The organism is Cupriavidus sp. H39 (assembly GCF_050271075.1).
In the GTDB taxonomy this organism is placed as follows: Bacteria; Pseudomonadota; Gammaproteobacteria; order Burkholderiales; family Burkholderiaceae; genus Cupriavidus; species Cupriavidus necator_B.
This window is the reverse complement of sequence record NZ_CP189848.1, coordinates 258,575-278,776: the sequence shown is the minus strand read 5'-3', so window position 1 is coordinate 278,776 and position 20,202 is coordinate 258,575. Positions and strand designations below refer to the sequence as shown.

The 20,202-nt window shown below is 68.4% G+C and carries 14 protein-coding genes; 8 read left to right on the top strand and 6 right to left on the bottom strand.

What is annotated here, in order from left to right; genetic code table 11:
- Positions 1–46: 46 nt before the first annotated feature.
- Positions 47–1,618 carry a flavin-containing monooxygenase gene (locus ACOCMH_RS16685; RefSeq protein ID WP_427312071.1) on the bottom strand — a complete coding sequence of 524 codons (1,572 nt, stop codon included), beginning with the start codon at positions 1,616–1,618 and terminating at the stop codon, positions 47–49.
- Positions 1,619–1,874: 256 nt separating this feature from the next.
- Complete coding sequence (locus tag ACOCMH_RS16680) at positions 1,875–2,948, bottom strand: AraC family transcriptional regulator (protein ID WP_427312069.1); 1,074 nt, start codon at positions 2,946–2,948, stop codon at positions 1,875–1,877.
- Between the two features lie 126 nt (positions 2,949–3,074).
- On the opposite strand from ACOCMH_RS16680, the gene ACOCMH_RS16675 reads away from it, so the two are divergent.
- The 7 genes from ACOCMH_RS16675 to ACOCMH_RS16645 all read left to right on the top strand — a co-directional run bounded on the left by ACOCMH_RS16675 (position 3,075) and on the right by ACOCMH_RS16645 (position 11,373).
- Entirely contained in the window at positions 3,075–3,680 is a 606-nt protein-coding gene (locus ACOCMH_RS16675) for a hypothetical protein (RefSeq protein WP_427312067.1), read from the top strand.
- Between the two features lie 7 nt (positions 3,681–3,687).
- Positions 3,688–5,283 carry a GMC family oxidoreductase N-terminal domain-containing protein gene (locus tag ACOCMH_RS16670; protein WP_427312065.1) on the top strand — a complete coding sequence of 532 codons (1,596 nt, stop codon included), beginning with the start codon at positions 3,688–3,690 and terminating at the stop codon, positions 5,281–5,283.
- A gap of 275 nt (positions 5,284–5,558) precedes the next feature.
- Positions 5,559–6,536: a TetR/AcrR family transcriptional regulator gene (locus tag ACOCMH_RS16665; RefSeq protein ID WP_427312064.1), complete on the top strand. Its 978-nt coding sequence runs from the start codon at positions 5,559–5,561 to the stop codon at positions 6,534–6,536.
- A gap of 171 nt (positions 6,537–6,707) precedes the next feature.
- Complete coding sequence (locus ACOCMH_RS16660) at positions 6,708–7,628, top strand: DUF1571 domain-containing protein (RefSeq protein ID WP_427312062.1); 921 nt, start codon at positions 6,708–6,710, stop codon at positions 7,626–7,628.
- Positions 7,629–7,780: 152 nt separating this feature from the next.
- Positions 7,781–9,136 carry a DUF2957 domain-containing protein gene (locus tag ACOCMH_RS16655; protein ID WP_427312060.1) on the top strand — a complete coding sequence of 452 codons (1,356 nt, stop codon included), beginning with the start codon at positions 7,781–7,783 and terminating at the stop codon, positions 9,134–9,136.
- A gap of 36 nt (positions 9,137–9,172) precedes the next feature.
- Positions 9,173–10,453 (top strand): DUF2957 domain-containing protein, encoded by a 1,281-nt coding sequence (locus tag ACOCMH_RS16650; protein ID WP_427312058.1) that lies wholly within the window; start codon positions 9,173–9,175, stop codon positions 10,451–10,453.
- A gap of 80 nt (positions 10,454–10,533) precedes the next feature.
- Complete coding sequence (locus tag ACOCMH_RS16645) at positions 10,534–11,373, top strand: OmpW/AlkL family protein (protein ID WP_427312057.1); 840 nt, start codon at positions 10,534–10,536, stop codon at positions 11,371–11,373.
- 254 nt (positions 11,374–11,627) lie between these two features.
- On the opposite strand, the gene ACOCMH_RS16640 is transcribed toward ACOCMH_RS16645, so the two are convergent.
- From ACOCMH_RS16640 to ACOCMH_RS16630, 3 genes are all read right to left on the bottom strand, one after another.
- On the bottom strand, positions 11,628–13,112 hold the full coding sequence (locus tag ACOCMH_RS16640; protein ID WP_427312055.1) for an efflux transporter outer membrane subunit: 1,485 nt from the start codon (positions 13,110–13,112) through the stop codon (positions 11,628–11,630).
- A 2-nt stretch (positions 13,113–13,114) separates the two neighbouring features.
- Positions 13,115–16,267 (bottom strand): efflux RND transporter permease subunit, encoded by a 3,153-nt coding sequence (locus tag ACOCMH_RS16635; protein ID WP_427312054.1) that lies wholly within the window; start codon positions 16,265–16,267, stop codon positions 13,115–13,117.
- A 73-nt stretch (positions 16,268–16,340) separates the two neighbouring features.
- Positions 16,341–17,591 (bottom strand): efflux RND transporter periplasmic adaptor subunit, encoded by a 1,251-nt coding sequence (locus ACOCMH_RS16630; RefSeq protein WP_427312052.1) that lies wholly within the window; start codon positions 17,589–17,591, stop codon positions 16,341–16,343.
- Between the two features lie 631 nt (positions 17,592–18,222).
- On the opposite strand from ACOCMH_RS16630, the gene ACOCMH_RS16625 reads away from it, so the two are divergent.
- Entirely contained in the window at positions 18,223–18,966 is a 744-nt protein-coding gene (locus ACOCMH_RS16625; RefSeq protein WP_427312051.1) for a TetR family transcriptional regulator, read from the top strand.
- Positions 18,967–18,980: 14 nt separating this feature from the next.
- Here ACOCMH_RS16625 and ACOCMH_RS16620 read toward each other — a convergent pair whose 3' ends face one another.
- On the bottom strand, positions 18,981–20,075 hold the full coding sequence (locus ACOCMH_RS16620) for an ABC transporter substrate-binding protein (protein WP_427313308.1): 1,095 nt from the start codon (positions 20,073–20,075) through the stop codon (positions 18,981–18,983).
- Positions 20,076–20,202: the final 127 nt, after the last annotated feature.

The following is a 20,202-nucleotide window of genomic DNA, read 5'->3' as shown; positions in this document are numbered from 1 at the left end:
TGTGTGTCGTTCTTCTGGGCGGAATCAGGGGAAATATCTGCGGGCGTCACGCACCCGCGGCGCTGGCGATGTCGGCAGACGGCGGCATCGCGGCCTCGTCCGGCACCGCGCGCCGCACCGGGTACAGGTCGTAGTCGGTCATGCGGAAGCTGGCCGTGGCGCGGCGGAACTGCCAGGTGAAGCCCGGCCACAGCGTGGTGTTGCGGCCGCTGCGCGGGTCGATGTACCAGCTGGCGCAGCCGCCGGCGGACCAGATCGCATGGCCCAGCCGCGCCTGTAGCCGTTCGTTGAAGCGGCGCTGCACCGGCTCGCGCACGTCCACCGCCTGCACGCCTTCGCGGCGCATCTGGCGCAGCGCGTCGGCGATATAGGCCACCTGCGACTCGATCATGAACACCATCGAGCTGTGGCCCAGGCCGGTGTTGGGGCCGACCACGAAGAACAGGTTGGGAAAGCCCGATACCGTGGTGCCCAGGTAGGCCTGCGCGCCGTCACGCCACGCGTCGACTAGGTCCACGCCGCCGATCCCCGAGATCACGCCGCGCGGCAGCGGGTCGGTGGCATGGAAGCCGGTGCCGAGGATGATGCAGTCCGCCGGCCGGCGCGTGCCGTCGCGCAGCACCACCGCGTCGCGCTCGACGCGGGCGATGCCGGTGGTGACCACGTTGACGTTGTCGCGCGTCAGCGCCGGGTAGTAGTCGTTGGAGATCAGCACGCGCTTGCAGCCGATGGTGTAGTCCGGCGTCAGCGTCGCGCGCAGCGCGGGGTCGCGTACCTGCCGCGCCAGATGGCGGCGCGCGACGCGCTCCACCACCTTCATGATCTTCGGATGCAGCACGAAACCCAGCACGCGCGACTCCAGCATCCAGTAGATGCCGGTGCGCACCAGTGCCTGCGTGAATGGCAGCCGGCGGAACAGCCAGCGCTCGGCGGCGCTGACCTCGCGGTCGGGCTTGGGCATGATCCACGGCGGGGTGCGCTGGTACAGGTCCAGCTGCGCCACCTGCGGCGCGATCTGCGGCACGAACTGGATCGCGCTGGCGCCGGTGCCGATCACGGCAACGCGCTTGCCGCCGAGCGCATAGGCGTGGTTCCAGTGCTGCGAATGAAAGCACTCGCCCTCGAACGCATCCAGTCCCGGGATATCCGGATACGACGGGCGGCTCAGCCCGCCCATGCCCGACACCAGCACGCGCGCCCGCACCACCTTGCCGTCGGCCATCTGCAGCCGCCACAGCTGCGCCGACTCATCCCAGGCGGCGTGGCGCAACTCATGGTGCAGCCGCAGGTGCGGGCGCAGGCCGAAGCGGTCGGTGCAGTCTTCCAGGTAGGCGCGGATTTCCGGCTGGGTGGAGAACATGCGCGACCAGTCCGGGTTGGGCGCGAAGGAAAAGGAGTACAGGTGCGACTGCACGTCGCAGGCGCAGCCCGGGTAGTGGTTGTCGCGCCAAGTGCCGCCGACCGCGCCGGCCCGCTCGAAGACCAGGAAATCGTGCTCGCCGTGCTCGCGCAGCCGGATCGCCATGCCCAGGCCGGCAAAGCCGCTGCCGATGATGGCAATGTCGGTGTGCTCAGGGGCTGGGGGGGCCTGTTGCGGCAACTCCGCGGGTGCATGCATGCGCGCTCCTCACCGTATCGACAGTGTTTTTTGTGACATTGATGGATGTCATCGTAGGAAGCGCACGCCGGGCGGTCAATGCCGTGAGTCGAAGGATGGTTCTAATTTCTGGAGGTTTCCAGCGGCTTATGGCGCACATAAAACGGGCATAAGCGGCGGCTACGCCCTTGCGGCATGGCGTGGCGCCGTGCGTTTGAAACCCAAGGATTTTTTTCGGCGTCGCCCGTTGCGAAGGCACGCGCGCAACAACGCGGCGTTAGGTGGTCCGGCCCTTGCGCCAGCCATGCGGCGTTTCACCGGTCCAGCGCTTGAACGCGTGGGTGAAGGCGCTCTGCTCGGAATAGCCCAGCCGCAGCGCGCACTGCGCCAGGCTGGTGCCGGGTTCGGCAAGGTACTGCTGCGCGAGCGCGCGCCGCACGTTGTCCACAAGCTGTGAATAACTGATGCCCTGCGCCTGCAGCCGCCGCTGCAGCGTGCGCACCGGCAGGCCCAGCTGGGCCGCGACGTCAGCGATGGGCACCTCGCCCTGCGGCAGCCGGGCGCGGATGCAGGCGCGCGCCTGCGCCAGCGCGTCGGCGCCAGCGGGCACGATCTGCTCTAGCTGGGCCTCGGCGATGCGCGTCATCTGCGCCTGCATGCCGGCATCGGCCTGCAGCGACGGCAGGTCCAGCAAGGCGTGTTCGATATGCATGGCATGGCGCCCGGCGTTGAAGGCCACGGGACAGCCAAACACCTCGGCATGCAGACGGGTATCGGCGGGCGCGGCGTGCGGGAATTCCACCTGCGTGGCCACATGCTGGTTGCCGATCAGCCAGCGCGCGAACACCACCCACGTGGCCATATGCAGCTCGTGCGCATGGCGCGACAGCGGGCCATGCCGCGACGCCCATGTCATGCACGCGGCCTGCGGGGTTTCGATCAGGCGGGTGGCGCCGATGTCGTTGGCCAGCACTTCATAGCGGATGCCCTGCACGATGGCGTCGCGCACGGTGGGCGTGGTCAGCACTACGTAGCCCATCTCGGCATAGTGGCGCGGCGCGAAGGCGGCGCCGGCGCGCAGGCCGACATCGGCATCGCCGGTGGCCTGCTCCAGCCAGTCGAGCAGCGCGAGGTAGGCCGCACCGGGAATGCGCGTCGCGGTCTGCGCCTGCGCGCCAGCGTCCAGCAACGCCGGCGGCACGCCAACCGCGCGCAGCTGCTCGGCCGGGGCGATGCCCTGGCGCTCGCCGTGGTCGAGCACGGCGCGAAGGTAGGCGAGCGAGACGGTGCCAGTCTCGGTGCTGGCCTGCATACCACCGGCACCGCCATCGGACGGGTTGGCGCGTGGCATCAATTCACCTGTCATGCGGGATCAAGACCGGGCACCGATCTTTATCCAAACTCCGGGGAGCGTCAATGCGGGACTGCCCCGCCTGGATACCAGTCCGAACACAAGAAACCGACGCAAGGAGACTCGATGCGCCCCCATTCCCACCATCGCCGCGCGGTGCCCGATGCCGAAGCGCTGCACGCGCTGACGCGGCGCGGCTTCCTCAAGGTCGGCCTCGGCTTTTCGGCCGCGCTGGCGTGTACCGCGCTGGTGCCGTCGCTGGCCGGCTGCTCGTCTGCCGACAGTGCGCCTCACCCCGGCATGTCGTTCCTGCGCACGGACGACGTGGCGCTGTTCCGCGCGCTGCTGCCGGCCATCGTCACCGAACTGGCCGAGGCGCCGCCGCCGCGCCAGGCATTGCTGGCGCACGATGCACTGCGCAATATCGACGCCACCTGCGCGGCCATGGGCGCGGGCGCGCAGGCAGAACTGCGCAAGCTGTTCGGCCTGCTGGCCACCATGCCGCTGCGCTGGGCGCTGACCGGCATCCGCCAGGACTGGACCGGGGCCACGCCGGCGCAGGTGCAGACCTTCCTGGCGCGCTGGCGCGCCAGCCGCCTGGCCACGCTCAATGCCGGCGCGGTGGTGCTGGTCAAGCTCGCCAGCGTCGGCTATTACGTGCTGCCCGCCGCGTGGGCGGGCAGCGGCTATCCCGGCCCCAACGCGGCCATCTACCAGGCGCTGCACGCCTGAACCCGACATGGCCATCGACAATCTCTACGATGCCGGCATCGCCGCCGGCTGGAAGGTCCTTGACGCCGGCACCTTCACCGCCACGCGAACGCTCGATGCCGACGTCGCCATCGTCGGCAGCGGCGCGGGCGGCGGCATCAGCGCCGAAGCGCTGAGCCGCGCCGGGCTGCGCGTGGTGCTGCTGGAAGAAGGCGCGCTGCGCACCTCGGACAGCTTCCGCGACATGGACGAGCAGCGCGCCTACCGCGAGCTGTACCAGGAGGCCGCGGCGCGCACCACCGCCGACGGCGCCATCGCCATCCTGCAGGGCCGCGCGGTCGGCGGCAGCACCACCGTCAACTGGTCGTCGAGCTTCCGCACGCCGCCGCAGACGCTGGCGCACTGGGCCACGCACCACGCCGTCACCGGGCACAGCGAGGCCGAGATGGCGCCGTGGTTCCAGCAGGTGGAGCAGCGCCTGGGCATCGCCCCCTGGGCCATGGCGCCCAATCCCAACAATGACGTGCTGCGGCGCGGCTGCGAGACGCTGGGCTGGGAATGGCACGTGATCCCACGCAATGTAAAGGGCTGCTGGAACTCGGGCTATTGCGGCTTCGGCTGCCCGGTCAACGCCAAGCAGTCGATGCTGGTCTCGACCATTCCCGCGGCGCTGGCCAGCGGTGCGACGCTGGTGCACCGCGTGCGCGTGCGTACCGTCGACCATGACGGCAAGCGCGTGCAGTCGGTCACCGGCGAGGCGCTTGGCGCGGACGGGTACACACCCAACGGGATCGGCGTAGTCGTGCGCGCGCGGCACGTGATCGCCGCCGGCGGCGCCATCAACACACCGGCATTGCTGCTGCGCTCGCGCGTGCCGGACCCGCATCAGCGCTTGGGAGTACGCACATTTATCCATCCGGTGAATATCAGCACTGCCAAGATGCCTGAGCGCATTGATCCCTATTATGGCGCGCCGCAGTCGATTGCTTCCGACCACTTCCAGTGGCGGGACGGCGCGACCGGGCCGATGGGCTACAAGCTGGAGGTGCCGCCGATGTTTCCCGGCATCAGCGCCGGCGTGGTCAACGGCGTGGGCGCGGCACTGCGCCGCGATATGGCGCAGCTGCCCCACACCAACGCCATGCTGGCGTTGCTGCGCGATGGCTTCGTGCCGCAAAGCGCGGGCGGCCGCGTGCGCCTGGCGCCCGACGGCAGCCCGCTGCTGGACTATGCGATGAGCGACTACGCCTGGGACGGCGTGCGGCGCGCCTGGCTGAGCATGGCGCAGGCCCAGTTCGCGGCCGGCGCCGAACGGGTGCGGCCCGCGCACCTGGATGCCACCGAGTACCGCAGCTGGCCCGAAGCGCGCGCGGCCATCGCGCGGCTGCCGCTCAAGCCGTTCCGCACCGCGCTGTTCACCGCGCACCTGATGGGCGGCTGCGGTATGAGCGACGACCCGCGCGGCGGCGTGGTCGACAGCCATGGCCGCCATCACCAGCTGGCCAACCTGTCGGTGTTCGACGGCTCGGTGTTCCCCACCAGCGTGGGCGCGAATCCGCAACTGTCGGTGTTCGCGCTGGCCGCGCAGAATGCCGACGCCCTGGCCAAAAGCATCACGTCATGATGGATTCGCGCGAGGCGGGCAAGCCCCGGTTGTCTGCTTGCCCAGGCATGCGGCAAGCCTGCCCGCTGCATCGCGCCGCGGACAATGTGGTGCGATTCCCCACACAATCCGCGCTTTTAGAATGTCCATTCCAATTCAGCGCTTGTGAAACGCCCGAAGCGGTGGATAGGCTTCGTACAGCTGTTTCAAGCATCCGTATGCCGTCAGAGCAGGGAGCGGACAGCGCAGTGCATTGCACAGGGGTTTATCGCAGCACAGAAGAGAGAAGCGCCCCCATGAAGACCGGCAAAAGCTCGGCAGGAGACACCAAGGCCCGGATTCTCGACGCCACGGAAAAGCTGTTCACCGAGGTCGGCTACGAAGCCACCTCGCTCAGGCAGGTCACGTCGCGCGCCATCGTCAACCTGGCCGCCGTAAACTACCACTTCCGCAGCAAGGACATCATGATGCACGCCGTGCTGAGCCGGCGCCTGGACCCGCTCAACGCGCGGCGCCTGGCGCTGCTCGATGCGTGCGAGGCGCGCTGGCCCGGCCACGCCATCCGCTGCGAACACGTGATGGGCGCGCTGTTCGTGCCCGCGCTGCAGATGGCGCGCGATCCGTCGGTGGGCGGGCCGTCGTTCCTGCGGCTGCTGGGGCGCGTGTATTCGGATACCTCGCCCTTTATCCAGCAATACCTGCTGGAGCACTATGCCCCGGTGTACGGCCGCTTCTTCGATGCCTTCGCGCGCGCCATTCCGGCACTGCCGCGGCATGAGCTGGGCTGGCGCCTGCAGTTCGCGCTCAAGGCGCTGGCCGGCGTGCTCGCCGGCGAAGAACTGACCAGCTTGCTGCCCGCGTTCACGCAGGGCCGCCAGATGAGCGATGCCCACGTGCTGGCGCAGCTCACGGCGATGGTCGAGGCCGTGCTGAACGTGGCGCAGCCCAGTGCGGAACAACGCTCGGCGCTGCAGTCGGTGTTCGAGCTGGGTGAGCAGCAACAGCAGCAGATCGCGCAGCGCGCCGCCAGCATGGCGGCGGCGCCCGCCGATGACCCGGATGCCAGCGTGGCCGCGAGCGTGGCCACCATGGGCGAGGCGGCCAGCCACGCCGCCGCCGCCCTCGGCAAGGCCCGCACCAGCGCACGCACCGTGCGCAATGCGGGCACCAAGCGCGCCGCCGTGACCAGCGTGCCGGTGCGCGCGCGCGAGCACACCGTGAGCTTTCCCAGCAACCCGCTGGATGACTGGATGCGAATGCGCACCAGGACATAGCGGCACGCGCCACCGCCGGTTACCGCCGGCCTGGCGCGGCCGCGCTCACGCTACCTGAATCGTCGATCCACCCAGCGAGGCCGCGCCGCGGCCCCGTGGACCCCGTGCGTCCGGCATGCCCGCGGGCGCTGCGGCCCCGTTCGCTCTGCCTGTCTTGAGGAGGAAGCTGCCGTGTCAATCCACGCACCGATCAAGCTATCGACCAAACTGCACAGCCTTGCCGCCGTTGCCGGCACCGTCTTCGGATTGCTGGCCGCGCCGCTGACGCTGCCGCCCGCGGCCATGGCGCAGCCGGCCAGCGCTGCCGCTGCCGCGGGCTCGGGCTATGACGGCCTGCCCTCGGCACAGCAGGCCGCGCTGTTCTCGCGCCAGGTCGCCAGCGGCGAGCTCGCGCGCCTGTCCGATGCGCAGGTGCTGGCCGTGTTCGAGGCGCTACAGCCCGATGCCCTGCTGAAATGGGCACGCGCCGAAATGAACCGCTACCCCGAATACGAATACTGGATGTCGCGCCAGGAACGGCTCAACGGCCAGTGGCAGGACCCGCCCGCGAAGATGCAGATCCGCTACCGCCATGCGCCGCGCCAGCTCTATGCCCGGTGGCTGCCGGGCGGCGCGCAGGCGGGGCAGGAAATCCTCTATGACGAGACCCGCCGCAAGGACGAGATGTACGGCCACCTGGGCGGTGTGCTCGGCTTCACCTCGATGTGGATCGCGCTGGACGGCTCGCTGGCGCGGTCGCAGTCCAACCATACCGTGCGCGACCTGGGCTTCCAGTTCGTGCTGTCGATGCTCGAGCGCGATGCCAGGTCATTGCGCGCCGCCGGCTTGTCCGAGAAATACGGCAAGGCCGAGATCGTGCAGGAGCAGGGCGTGCGCATGGTGGCGCTGACCTGGGACCTGCCGGCCGGCGCGCCGCAGTACTACGCCAAGAAGGTGCAGCTGATGCTGGACCTGAAGCATCCGTATATCCGCGTGGAAACCGCGTGGGATGCCGACGGCAACATGGTCGAGAAGATCGTGTTCGACAAGCTGGTGCGCAAGACCTTCGAGGCCGCGGTGTTCGACCCAGCCAATCCCGAGTACCGCTTCTGACATGGGACGGCGGCCGCCCCGTTTGGAACGGCCGCTCTATTGACGCTGAAACCCGCGCGCGGCGACAGTCGCCGCACACGACAGGATCCGGACGCAGAGCCGGACCGCCGATCCGAAAACCGGGGTCGCCAGAAAAATTCAGGAGACAGGCAATGACCATGTCGACGCTTTGGCGCAGGACTTTGTTTGTGACAGGGGTGAGCATGGCCGCGGCGCTGGCCGGCTGCGGAGGCGGCGGCGGCGATGAGGACACGCCGCGCGCCGGCACGCAGGCGCCTCCGCAATGCGCGGACACGGGCACGTGCCCGGCGCAGGGCCCGGTCACCCTCGGCGGCCCGCCCGGATCGCTGTGCCCCGCGGCGCTGGACTACGGCACCACCTTCACCGGCGGCTCGGGCGCCGGCGAACTGGTGAAGCTGCGCTTCGACACCGCGGCGCGCACGTACCAGCTGGAGATCATCGAATCCCCGGTGCCGAAGCAGCCCGGCAGCGTCAGCCCGACGCGCGCGGGCGTGACCTTCACCGGCACCTTTGCCAACCTGACGTCGCTGCCCACCGCGGAGCAGAACCGCTGCGCCGTCGCGCTGCAGACGGCCACGGCATCGGACGGCGTCTCGCAGGCCAATATCGACGGCGCCAAACCGCCGGTGATCTTCCTGGGCAACGGCGTTGCCGGCGGCGGCATCCCCGGCGCCACCATTTCCTACGCGGGCGTGCTCGGACTGGGCGCGATCCCGGCCACCACCTTCCCGTTCTACCCGGTGCTGGCCTTCGCCCAAACCGAAACCGACTTCAGCAAGGTGGCTGGCCGCTACAACCTGCTGGGCTACCACCAGGTGCCATCCGGCGGTGCGCTGACCGCATCGAGCCACTTCACGCCCGCCACCGCGCAGACCACCGAGACCTTGAACGCCGATGGCAGCTGCACCGCGGCGAGCGGCAGCTGCCTCAGCACCGGCAACAACTGGAAGCTGCGCAGCGCCGACGGCGCGTTCGAGAGCGGCAATGCCGACGGCAGCCGCCGCTATCCGTCGTTCCAGAGCCAGGCCATCACCGCCAGCAACGCCAGCCGCGCCAAGGGCCTGATGGTGGTGGGCAAGCTTGGCGGCACGCTGGTGCCGCTGCTGGTGCGCACCGGCTATGCGCAGATCTCGCTGCTGCCGCTGACGGTCAATGTCGACGATGAATCGGGGCTGGCACTGATGGCGCCGGCCACCACCGTTGCCAGCGGCCAGCTCGATGGCGGCTATATCGGCTCGGGCAGCGACTTTGCCTACACGGCCTCGCTGGTCAAGGGCGCGCGCGTCGACCTGCTCGACCCGATGACGATGAACCAGACCGGCGGCTTCCAGCTCGACTTTACCCAGGCCGCGCCGGGCATGGTGGCCACCACCGACAACAGCGGCACCACCGGCGCGCTCGTCGCCAGTGGCCGCGTGTTCAGCCATTTGTCCGGCACCGGCGGCGCTAGCCCGACCTTCCGCGTCGGCGTGCTCGCCGCCCCCTGATTGCAACGCAGACCAAAACAACGAGGAGACCAAGCCATGCAGCCCCAACCAAACAGCTTGCCGCGGGCGCCGCGCCCATCGACCCCGCCGGCGCGCGCGCTGGCCGTGGCCGCCACCGCTCTGCTTGCCGCCTGCGGCGGCGGCGGCGGCGACGACACTCCGGCCACGCCAACGGCCACGCAGACGCGCCTGTGCCCCGCATCGCTGGACTACAACACCACTTTCACCGGCGGCACCGGCTCCGGCGAACTGGTCAAGGTGCAGATCGACACCACCCGCAAGACCTGGCAGGTGACCTTCCTCGATTCCTCGGTGCCGCGCCAGACCGGCACCGTGCAGCCCACGCGCAGCGATCCCACCAACGGGCTGAACGTGATGCGCGGCACGCTGAAGGCGGAAACCGGCTTGCCCACCGAGAAGCTGAACCAGTGCGCGTTCGAGCTGAGCGGCGCCAGCCTCGATCCGAACCGCCCGGCCAAGCTCTTTGTCGGCGAAGGCGTGGTTGGTGGCACCATCCCGGGCGCGCGCATCCAGTTCAACGGCGTGCTCGGCGCCGGCGCCGTGCCCGATACCACTTTCCCGTACTTCCAGTTCATCGGCTTCGCGCAGACCGAGACCGACCTGTCGAAGATCGCCGGGCAATACAACGGCACGGGCTTCCATGAGGTGCCATCGAAGCAGTTCCAGCTGGTGGCGCAGGACTATCGCATGGCGCTCGCCGCAGACGGTTCGTTCACGGTATGCGATAACGCCACCAACACGTGCGAGCGCAAGGGCAACAACTTCGTGCCGCAGGCCAACGGCGCGCTGCTGTCGACCAACTACAAGGCCGAGAGCCAGCCGCCCACGCTGGGCAGCACGCTGGGCAAGGCCTACCTGATCGTGGGCAAGCTGCGCGGCCAGCTGGTGCCGATCATGATCCGCGTCGGCTATGCCAATGACTCGCTCGCCAACGGCCCGCTCGGCGCCGACGACGAAATCGGCATCGGCATGATGGCGCCCGCGGTGGCGATCACCGAGGGCACGGTCAACGGCGAATACGTCGGCGTCGACAGCAACTTCAACTACCGCGTGACAGCACTGGTGGGCGCCGCCGCGACCATGATGGATCCGTTCCGGCCGTCCGATGCGTCGCTGGCGATTCCGTACCGGCTCGACTTCTCGCAGCAGGTGCCCGGCGTGGTCCGCACCTCGCGCCGCGAAGCGCCGGCCGGCTCGGCGCCGACCGGCAAGCTGATGTTCACCGGCGGCGTGTTCGGCTTCCTGGAGCAGCGCGACAGCGGCCCGTACTTCACCGTCGGCGCGTTCGTGCAGTAAGCCCGTCCAGCCCCGGGCCATCGCAGCCCGGGGCCACCATCGATTGCACCACCAGTGATTTCACTGCCCGGGGACACAACATGAAGACCGTACGCATCACGCTGATGCTGATGCTGGCCACGCTGGCCGCATTGGCCCTGCCTGCCCATGCCCAGAAGAAGGGCGACAACGTGGTATCCGCCGGCTGGTTCCATATCCGGACCCACGGCCAGAGCGACCCGCTGACCACCACGCTGCTGGACGTGCCGATCAACTACCCGCTCGGGCTGCCGTCGAGCTTCACGGCACCGGGCAGCAGCATCTCCTCTTCCAACGCCAATACGCTGGGGCTGACCTTCAGCCACTTCGTGACCGACCATATCGCCATCACCGCGGTGGGCGGCATTCCGCCCGAATTCAAGCTCTATGGCCACGGCGAGCTGATCCCGCCCGGCCCGGCCGGCGCGCTCGGCCGCCAGAGCCTGGGCGACCCGGCGCTGAACCCCATCGTCACCAAGGCGCGCCAGTGGAGCCCGGCGGCGATGGTGCAGTACCACTTCCTAGATCCGGGCACGCGCTTCCGGCCGTTCCTGGGGCTGGGGGTTTCGTACAACTTCTTTACCAACATCGAAGTCAATCCGGCCTTTGCCAGCTCGGTCAACAACAACCTCGGCGCGATCCTGGCCGCGGGCGCGGGCATTCCGGGGCCGACCTCGGTCAGTGCGGATGCATCGTCGTCGTGGGCGCCGGTGTTCAATGTCGGTGGCACCTATAACTTCGACGAGCATTGGGGGCTGACGGCGGCGGTGACCTATATCCCGCTGAAGACCACCTCGACGATGACGATCAAGGCGGCCAATGGCACGGTGCTGTCGACCTCGAAGACCAAGCTGGAGCCGAATCCGCTGGTGTTCTTCCTGGCGGCTTCGTACAAGTTCTGAGGTAGAAAGAAGACGAGCCAGCGGCAGTACCGCTAGCTCTTGATTGACCGCTTGTGGTCTCCCTCTCCCGCTTGCGGGAGAGGCTTGGGGTGAGGGCGGGAGCGTCGGCGAAGTACAGGCCGTCGCTATGGCTGGCGCCGGCCCTCTCCCCCGGCCCCTCTCCCGCAAGCGGGAGAGGGGAGCAAACCCCAAAAAAAAACGACGCGCCAAGGCGCGTCGTTTTTTGTTGCGGCTACTGGCAAGCCAACAGGTTTTTACTGCGTCACCGCGCTTTGCCCAGCGGGCACCTGCTGCGCCACCGCGCTGCTCTCCTGCAAGCCGCCGCCCAGCGACCGGTACAGGTCGATCGCATTGTTCAGCCGCAGCTGCCGCGCCTGGATCAGCGCCTGCTCCGCGGTGAACAGCTGGCGCTGCGCATCGAGCTCGTCCAGGTAGCTGGCGATGCCACTGCGGAAGCGCAGGCGCGCCAGTTCATAGCGTGCCTGTTCCGCGTTGCGCACCTCTTCCTGGCCGGTGACCTGATCTTCCAGGGTACCGCGCGCCACCAGTGCATCGGCCACTTCCGCGAAGGCTGTCTGGATAGTCTTCTCGTAGTTGGCGATCTGGATGTTCTTGCGCACATTGGCCAGGTCCAGGTTCGACAGGTTGCGGCCATAGTCAAAGATCGGCAGCACCAGTTGCGGCGCAAACGACCACGCGCGCGTGCCGGCATCGAAGAGTCCCGAGAACGACGGGCTGATGGTGCCAGCGCTGGCGGTCAGCGTGATGCGCGGGAAGAATGCTGCGCGCGCCGCGCCGATATTGGCGTTGGCCGACAGCAGCAACTGCTCGGCCTGGCGGATATCGGGACGCTGCTCGAGCAGGTCCGACGGCAGGCCGGCCGGGATGTCGCTGATGATGCGCTCGTCCGACAGGCGCACCGGCGCCGGAAGGTTCTCGATGGTGCCGATGGGCTTGCCCACCAGCACTTCAAGCGCGTTCTGCGCCTGCGCGCGCTGGCGTGCCAGCTGCGCCGCGGCCACGCGCGCCTGCGCCACCAGCGATTCGTTGTCGCGCAGGTCCAGCGCCGAGGTGGCGCCCGCCTCGAAACGCTGCTTGGCCAGGCCGTAGGTGCTTTCACGCGCCTTCAGCGTGTCGCGCGCCAGGTCGTACTGCTCGGCGAAGGAACGCTCGGCCAGGTAGGCCTTGGCAACTTCCGACACCAGCGAGATCTGCGCCGAGCGGCGTGCCTCTTCGGTGGCGAAGTACTGCGCCAGCGCGGCATTGGACAGGCTGCGCACGCGTCCGAAGAAATCCAGCTCATAGGACGAGATGCCCAGGCCCACCTGGTAGACCTCGGTCACGCCGGACTGGCCGAGCACCGTTGCCGCCTGGGCCGCGGTGGTGCGGGCCCGGGTGTAGCCGCCGGTCGCGTTTACCGTGGGCAGCAGGTCGGCGCGCTGCACCTGGTACAGCGCGCGCGCTTCTTCGATGCGCAGCGCGGCGGTGCGCAGGTCGCGGTTGTTTTCCAGCGAGGTGGCGATCAGCGCCTGCAGGCGCGGATCCCGGAAGAACTCGCGCCAGCCGATGTCGGCCGCGCGGCGGGTCTCGCCGCTCTTCGCCTCGGCGGTGGCGTAGCCCTCGGGCGCCACCGGGAAGCTGTCTGCCACCGGCGGGGCAGGGCGGTCATAGTGGGGTGCCAGCGTGCACCCCGTCAGAACGCCGGCCACCAGCAGCAGTGTGGTCAGGGTCTTGGTCATGTTCAGATTTCCTCTTGGGGGTCGTGCCACTTCTGGTCCAGCATGCGCTGGCGAGCACTGCCCTTGAAGCGCTTGCGCACCACGACGAAGAACACCGGCACCAGGAAGATCGCCAGCACCGTGGCCGTGATCATCCCGCCCATCACGCCGGTACCGATGGCGCGCTGGCTGCCCGAGCCCGCGCCGGTGGCGATCGCCAGCGGCAGCACGCCCAGGATGAACGCCATCGACGTCATCAGGATCGGGCGGAAACGCAAGTGCACCGCTTCCAGCGTGGCCTCGATCAGCCCCTTGCCCTGCGCCTGCAGGTCCTTGGCGAATTCCACGATCAGGATGGCGTTCTTCGCCGACAGGCCGATGGTGGCGATCAGGCCCACCTTGAAGTACACGTCGTTGGGCATGCCGCGCAGCGTCACGCCCAGCAGCGCGCCGAGCACGCCCAGCGGCACCACCAGCAGCACCGAGAACGGGATCGACCAGCTTTCATACAGCGCGGCCAGGCACAGGAACACGATGATCAGCGACAGCGTGTACAGGATCGGTTCCTGCGAGCCGGCCAGCCGTTCTTCGTACGACTGTCCGGACCACTCGAAGCCGAAGCCCGGCGGCAGCTTGGCGAAGTTCTCTTCCATCACGCGCATGGCTTCACCGGTACTGCGGCCCGGTGCGGCCTGGCCCGCCAGCTTCACCGCCGGCATGCCGTTGTAGCGCTCCAGGCGCGGCGAGCCCATCACCCACTTGGACGTCGCGAACGCGGCAAACGCCACCATGTCGCCGTTGCTGTTGCGCACGCGCAGCTTGGTCAGGTCGTCCGGCAGACGGCGGTCGGCGCCGTCGGCCTGCACGATCACCTTGCGCACGCGGCCTTCATAGATGAAGTCGTTGATGTAGTTCGAGCCGAAGGCGATCGACAGCGTCGAGTTGATGCTTGCCACCGTGACGCCGAGCGCCTTGGCCTTCTCGCGGTCGATGTCGATCTGCAATTGCGGCGCGTCTTCCTGGCCTTCCGGGCGCACGCCCATCAGCACCGGATTCTGCGCGGCCATCCCGAGCATCATGTTGCGCGCTTCCATCAGCTTGGCGTGGCCCTGGCCGGTGCGGTCCTGCAGGCGGAAGTCGAAGCCCGAGGAGTTGCCCAGCTCGGAAATCGCCGGCGGGTTGAGCGGGAAGATGATCGCGTCCTTGATGAACGAGAGCGCGCCAAAGGCACGGCCGACCAGGGCCTGCGCGGTCTCGCCGTCGCCGGTGCGCTCCTTCCAGTCCTTCAGGCGCACGAAGGCGATACCGCCGTTCTGGCCGCGGCCGAAGAACGAGAAGCCCGCCACCGTAATCATCTGGTCGACCACCTTGCTTTCCTTCTGCAGGTAGTAGTCCTCGATCTGCTTGAGCACGCCGATGGTACGGTCCTGGGTCGCGCCGTTGGGCAGCTGCACCACGGTGATCATGTAGCCCTGGTCTTCGTCAGGCAGGAACGACGACGGCAGGCGCTTGAACAGCACCACCACGCCGACGATGATGACCGCGTAGATGATCAGGTAGCGGCCGGTGCGCTTGAGGATGCGCGCCACCACGCCCTGGTAGCTGGTCGACGCGCGCGCGAAGGTGCGGTTGAACCAGCCGAAGAAGCCGGTCTTCTCATGGTGATGGCCGGCTTCGACGGGCTTGAGCAAGGTTGCGCACAGCGCCGGGGTCAGCGTCAGCGCCAGCAGCGCCGAGAATGCCATCGAGGCGATCAGCGACAGCGAGAACTGGCGATAGATGTTGCCCACCGAGCCCGAGAAGAACGCCATCGGGATGAACACCGCGGTCAGCACCAGCGTGATGCCGACGATGGCGCCGGTGATCTGGCCCATGGCCTTGCGCGTGGCTTCACGCGGCGACAGGCCTTCCTCGCTCATGATCCGCTCGACGTTCTCGACCACCACGATGGCATCGTCCACCAGGATACCGATGGCCAGCACCATGCCGAACATGGTCAGCACGTTGATCGAGAAGCCGAACGCCAGCAGCGCGCCGAAGGTGCCCAGCAGCGCGATCGGCACCACCAGCGTCGGGATGATGGTGGCGCGGAAGTTCTGCAGGAACAGGAACATCACCAGGAACACCAGCACCACGGCTTCGAGCAGGGTCTTGATCACTTCCTCGATCGAGATCTTGACGAAGGCCGAGGTGTCGTACGGCACCGAGTACTCGTAGTCCGCCGGGAAGTTCTTCGACAGCTCTTCCATCTTGGCGCGCACCGCGGTGGCGGTGGAGAGCGCGTTGCCGGTCGGCGCCAGCTTGATGGCGATGGCGGCCGACGGCTTGCCGTTGGTGCGGGCCTGCGTCGAATAATCGGCGCCGCCCAGTTCCACGCGGCCGACGTCCTTGATGCGCACCGACGACCCGTCCGGGTTGGTGCGCAGCAGGATGTTGCCGAACTGCTCCGGCGTGGTCAGCCGGCTTTCGGTGGTGACGGTGGCGTTGAGCTCGGTGCCCTTGGGCGACGGCGTGCCGCCCAGCTCGCCCACGGCGACCTGGATGTTCTGCTCGCCCACCGCGGCGGTGACGTCGGTCGGGGTCAGGTTGAAGCCGGTCAGCTTGGCCGGGTCCAGCCAGATCCGCATGGCGTACTCGGTGCCGAACAGGTCGGCCTGGCCCACGCCGGGCACGCGGCGGATCGAGTCGATCACCTGCGCCGAGACGTAGTTGCCGAGCTGGATCGCGCTGGCCGTGCCGGACTTGGACGACACGGTCAGGAACATCATGTAGTTGTTCCCGGCCTTGTCGACGCGCACGCCCTGCTGGCGCACTTCAGCCGGCAGGCGTGCTTCCACGCGCTTGAGGCGGTTCTGCACCTCGACCGAGTTCAGGTCGACGTTCGAGCCCGGCGCAAAGGCGATGGTGATGCTGGCCAGGCCGGACGACTCGCTGGTGGAGCTGTAGTAGAGCAGGTTGGGGGCGCCGTTAAGCTCCTGCTCGATCACCGAAGTGACGGAATCCTCCAGCGTCTTGGCCGACGCACCCGGATAGGTGGCGGTGACCGAGATCGTCGGCGGGGCGATGTTCGGATATTGCGCGATCGGCAACTGCAGGATCGACAATATGCCGCCCAGCACGATGATCAGCGCGAGCACCCACGCGAACACCGGCCGGTCGATAAAAAACTTGGCCATAAGACTGGCTCCCTCTTTGTCTAGCCCTGTGTGCCGCGGCAGCTGGCTTCAGCCGCCGCGGCCCCGGCGATGTTCAGCCTTGCTTGTCCTCGGCCTTCACTTCCTGCTTCGCTTCGGCCTTGGGCGCCGAGGCGGGGGCAGCGGAAGCCGAAGCCGGGGTGGCGGCCGGTGCCGAGGCCCCGGCCTGCACGAACGGCACGGCCTTGGCCGGCGCGCCCACCTTGACCTTCTGCAGGCCCTCGACGATCACCTTCTCGCCGCCCTTCAGCCCTTCGGTCACGATCCAGCGGTCGTCGATCGCCTGCGGCGCCTTGACCGGCACCGCCGCAACTTTGCCGTCGGTGCCCACCACCATCACGCTGGCGCCCTGGGCGCCGCGGATCAGCGCGCGCTGCGGCACGGTCAGGGCGTTTTCATCCACGCCCTGCTCGATCTTCACGCGCACGAAGGTGCCCGACAGCAGTTCGCGGTTCGGGTTCGGGAACTGTGCGCGCAGGGTGATCGCGCCGGTGGTCGGGTCCACGGTCATGTCGGAGAACAGCAGCTTGCCGGTCTGCGCGTACTCGCGCCCGTCTTCGACGTACAGGTGCACCTTGGCGCCACCATTCATGCCCTTGACCGCGCCAGATTCGATGGCGCGGCGCAGCCGCGTGACTTCCGCGGCCGGCTGGGTAAAGGTGACCCACATCGGGTCGACCTGCTCCACCAGCGCCAGCTTGGTCGCCTCGCCCTTGCCCACCAGCGCGCCCTCGGTCACCAGCGCGCGGCCGGCGCGGCCGCTGATCGGCGCGGTCACCGTGGTGTAGCCCAGGTTGATCTGGGCGGTGCGCACCGCCGCCTTGGCCGACGCCACGTCGGCATTGGCCTGGCCGGCGGCGGCCACGGCGTCGTCGTACTCCTGCTTGCTGACCGCGTTGACGGCCACCAGCGGTTTGTAGCGGTCGGCCTTCAGGCGCGCCGACACGGCGTTGGCTTCGGCGCGCTGCAGCGCGGCCTGGGCCGAGGCCAGCTCGGCCTGGTAGGGGGCGGGGTCGATGCGGAACATGACCTGGCCGGCCTTCACTTCGCCGCCTTCGGTGTAGTTGCGCGACAGCACGATGCCTTCGACGCGCGCGCGCACTTCGGCCGTGCGCACGCCTTCCAGGCGGCCCGGCAGTTCATTGACGACGGCGACCGGCGACGGCGTCACGGTGACCACGCCCACTTCAGGCGTCGGCGGGGCAGCGCCCTCGGCCTTCTTGTCGCCGCAGGCGGACAGCGCCACGGCCGACAGGGCCGCTAGTGCATAGGCTGCAACGCAACTGATACGTTGGGACTTCCTCATCGATAACCCCATGATGGCAATTTGAGATCCGCCATACCGCTCCGGCATGTCATCGGACAAACGGGAACGAGACGGCGCGCCGCAAGGCTTTGCGGCGGGCAAAAGCGTGATGCTAGCCACAAATCGCGGCGTCGCGGTGACGATTGCGACGAACGGTGGCTTTTATGTAACGACTGGATACATTGACCGGCTAGCCTGCGGCAGGATTGCCCGCCGTGCTGGGTAGGTCACAGGGGGCGGCTGGCCGAATGCCGGGCAAGCGCGTATTATATATACATTCAAGCATGTATGTTAAGTTGATGTTGCGAAGGGGCCTTTCGGCGCACAACCTGCCCGGAAAGGCACGCCAAAACGCAAGTCCATGCCGCTCCCTCGATCGGATCGGTACGAAATGCGTTCGATCCGCCCGGAATCACGGCGCAAACCGCCGGCTCGGGTTAGGATGCGCGCCGTCCTGTCGGCTCGCAAGCCTGGCAATGCCCATCATGTGATGACAACGACCCGCCGGGGCCAACGCCGCCGGCATGTGCGCCTGCCCTGGCAGCCGCCTGCCGGGAGCGCCCATCAGGGAGAACCAAAACCATGCCGGCCATGACCGCATCGCGTCATGCCGCCGGCACCAGAGACAATCATGGTCAGACGCACCAAGGAAGAGGCGCTTGAGACGCGCCACCGGATACTCGACGCGGCCGAGGCCGTGTTCCACGCCCGCGGCGTGGCGCGCCCGTCGCTGGCCGACATTGCCGAGGCGGCGGGGGTGACCCGCGGCGCGATCTACTGGCACTTCAAGAACAAGAGCGATGTCTTTGCCGCGATGTGCGACCGCGTCCACCTGCCGGTGGAAGCACTGATCGAGCCGGAGCGGCTGGCGCGCCAGGAAGACCCGCTCGGCGGCATCCGCGACATCTGCGCCTACGTGATGCGCCAGACCGTGATCAACCCGCGCTGGCGCCGCGTCTTCGAGATCATCTTCCACAAGTGCGAAATGGTGCAGGACAACGGCGCCATCTTCGAGCGCCAGCGCCAGTCGCACCAGGACGGCCTGGTCAAGATGCGCGAGCACCTGCGCCTGGCAGTGGAGCGTGGCCAGCTGCCTGCCGAGCTTGACCTGGACCTGGCCGTCAATGCCTTCCATGCCGCCATTGGCGGGGTGCTGGCGCACTGGCTGTTCTCGCCGCAGGACTTCAACCTCGACGCCAATGCCGAGCGCCTGGCGGACGCCTTCATCGATACCCTGAAATTCTCGCCGGCGCTGCGCCACGGCTACGTGCCGCGCCCGATGGCAGAGCTGGACCAGGAACTGTCGACGCTGTGCCAGCAGGCCTGCCCCGAGGTCCGGCAGGGCGCGCTCGATACCGACGGCCTGATACCCTGAGCGGTGCCGCGCGGCTAGCCGCGCATGGCTTCGCGCCAGCGCGCCAGGAACGCGCGCTTGCGCATCGCGTCCTGCGCCGCCAGCAGCCCGGGGCCGACGCTGATCGGCTTGAGCGCGTAGCCGAGCCGCTCCGACAGCGCCGCGGCGGTGTGCACGCTGTCGGTGTCGGTGCGGATGGTATAGAGCTGCGAAGTCGACTTGGCCAGCAGCGCCTGGCCCTCGCGCGACAGCAGGTAGTCCAGCCACAGTCGCGCCGCATTGGGCCGCGGCGCGCGCCGCGCGATAAAGGCCACCCGCGACATCACCAGCGTGTAATCGCTCGGCGCGATCACGTCGATGGCCGCGCCGCGCTGCATCAGCGACAAGGCATAGGACCCCAGCAGGTTGTAGCCCATCACCAGCTCGCCGCCGGCAATGCGTTCGATCATCTCCGCGGTCGACGCCGACAGTTGCACCCCGGCCCGCCCCAGCGCCTGCGTCAGGTACCAGAACTCGCTGCCCATGCGCGCGTCCTGCTGCGCCAGCAGGTAGCCCACCCCGGAACGTTCCACGTCGTAGGTCACCACCTTGCCGTGCCAGCGCGGCGCATGTTCCTGCAGCAGCCGCGCCAGCCCGCTGCGGCTGCGCGGCGGGCGCATGCCGGCCAGATGGTGCCGGTTGTAGACGATCACCGCGGGCTCGAAGGTGGTGCCCCAGGCCTCGTCGCGCCACACCGCCCAGCCCGGCAGGCCGGCGCGCTCGGGCGACGGGTAGCGCTGCGCGTGGCCGTCGTTGACCAGCTTGATCTGCAGGTCCATCGCGGTGCTCCACAGCACATCGGCAAAGACCGCGTTGGGCGCCGGCGGCCGGCCCGACAGCGCGGCGCTCTCGGCCAGGAAGCGCTGGTTGAGCTCGACCGTGTTGAGATCCTGGTAGTGCACGCGGATGCCGGGATAGCGCGCCTCGAACGCAGCGATCAGCGGCCGCGCGACCTCCAGGTCGGTCGAGGCGTACACCGTGACCATGCCTTCGCGCAGCGCGCCGGCAATGGTGGCGTCATATCCTGACGGATATCCCGGCGGCGGTGCGGGCGGCCTAGACTGGGCATGTAGGGGCCATGCCGCCGGCAGCGCGGCGCCGGCCAGCAACGATGCACCCAGCAGGCGGCGACGCTGCCCGGAGGCGGGCGTTTTGCAGGCGGACTGGCGCGGCGGGGAAGGCGGGGACGGACGCGGAGACACGGTGCTCGTGACGGGG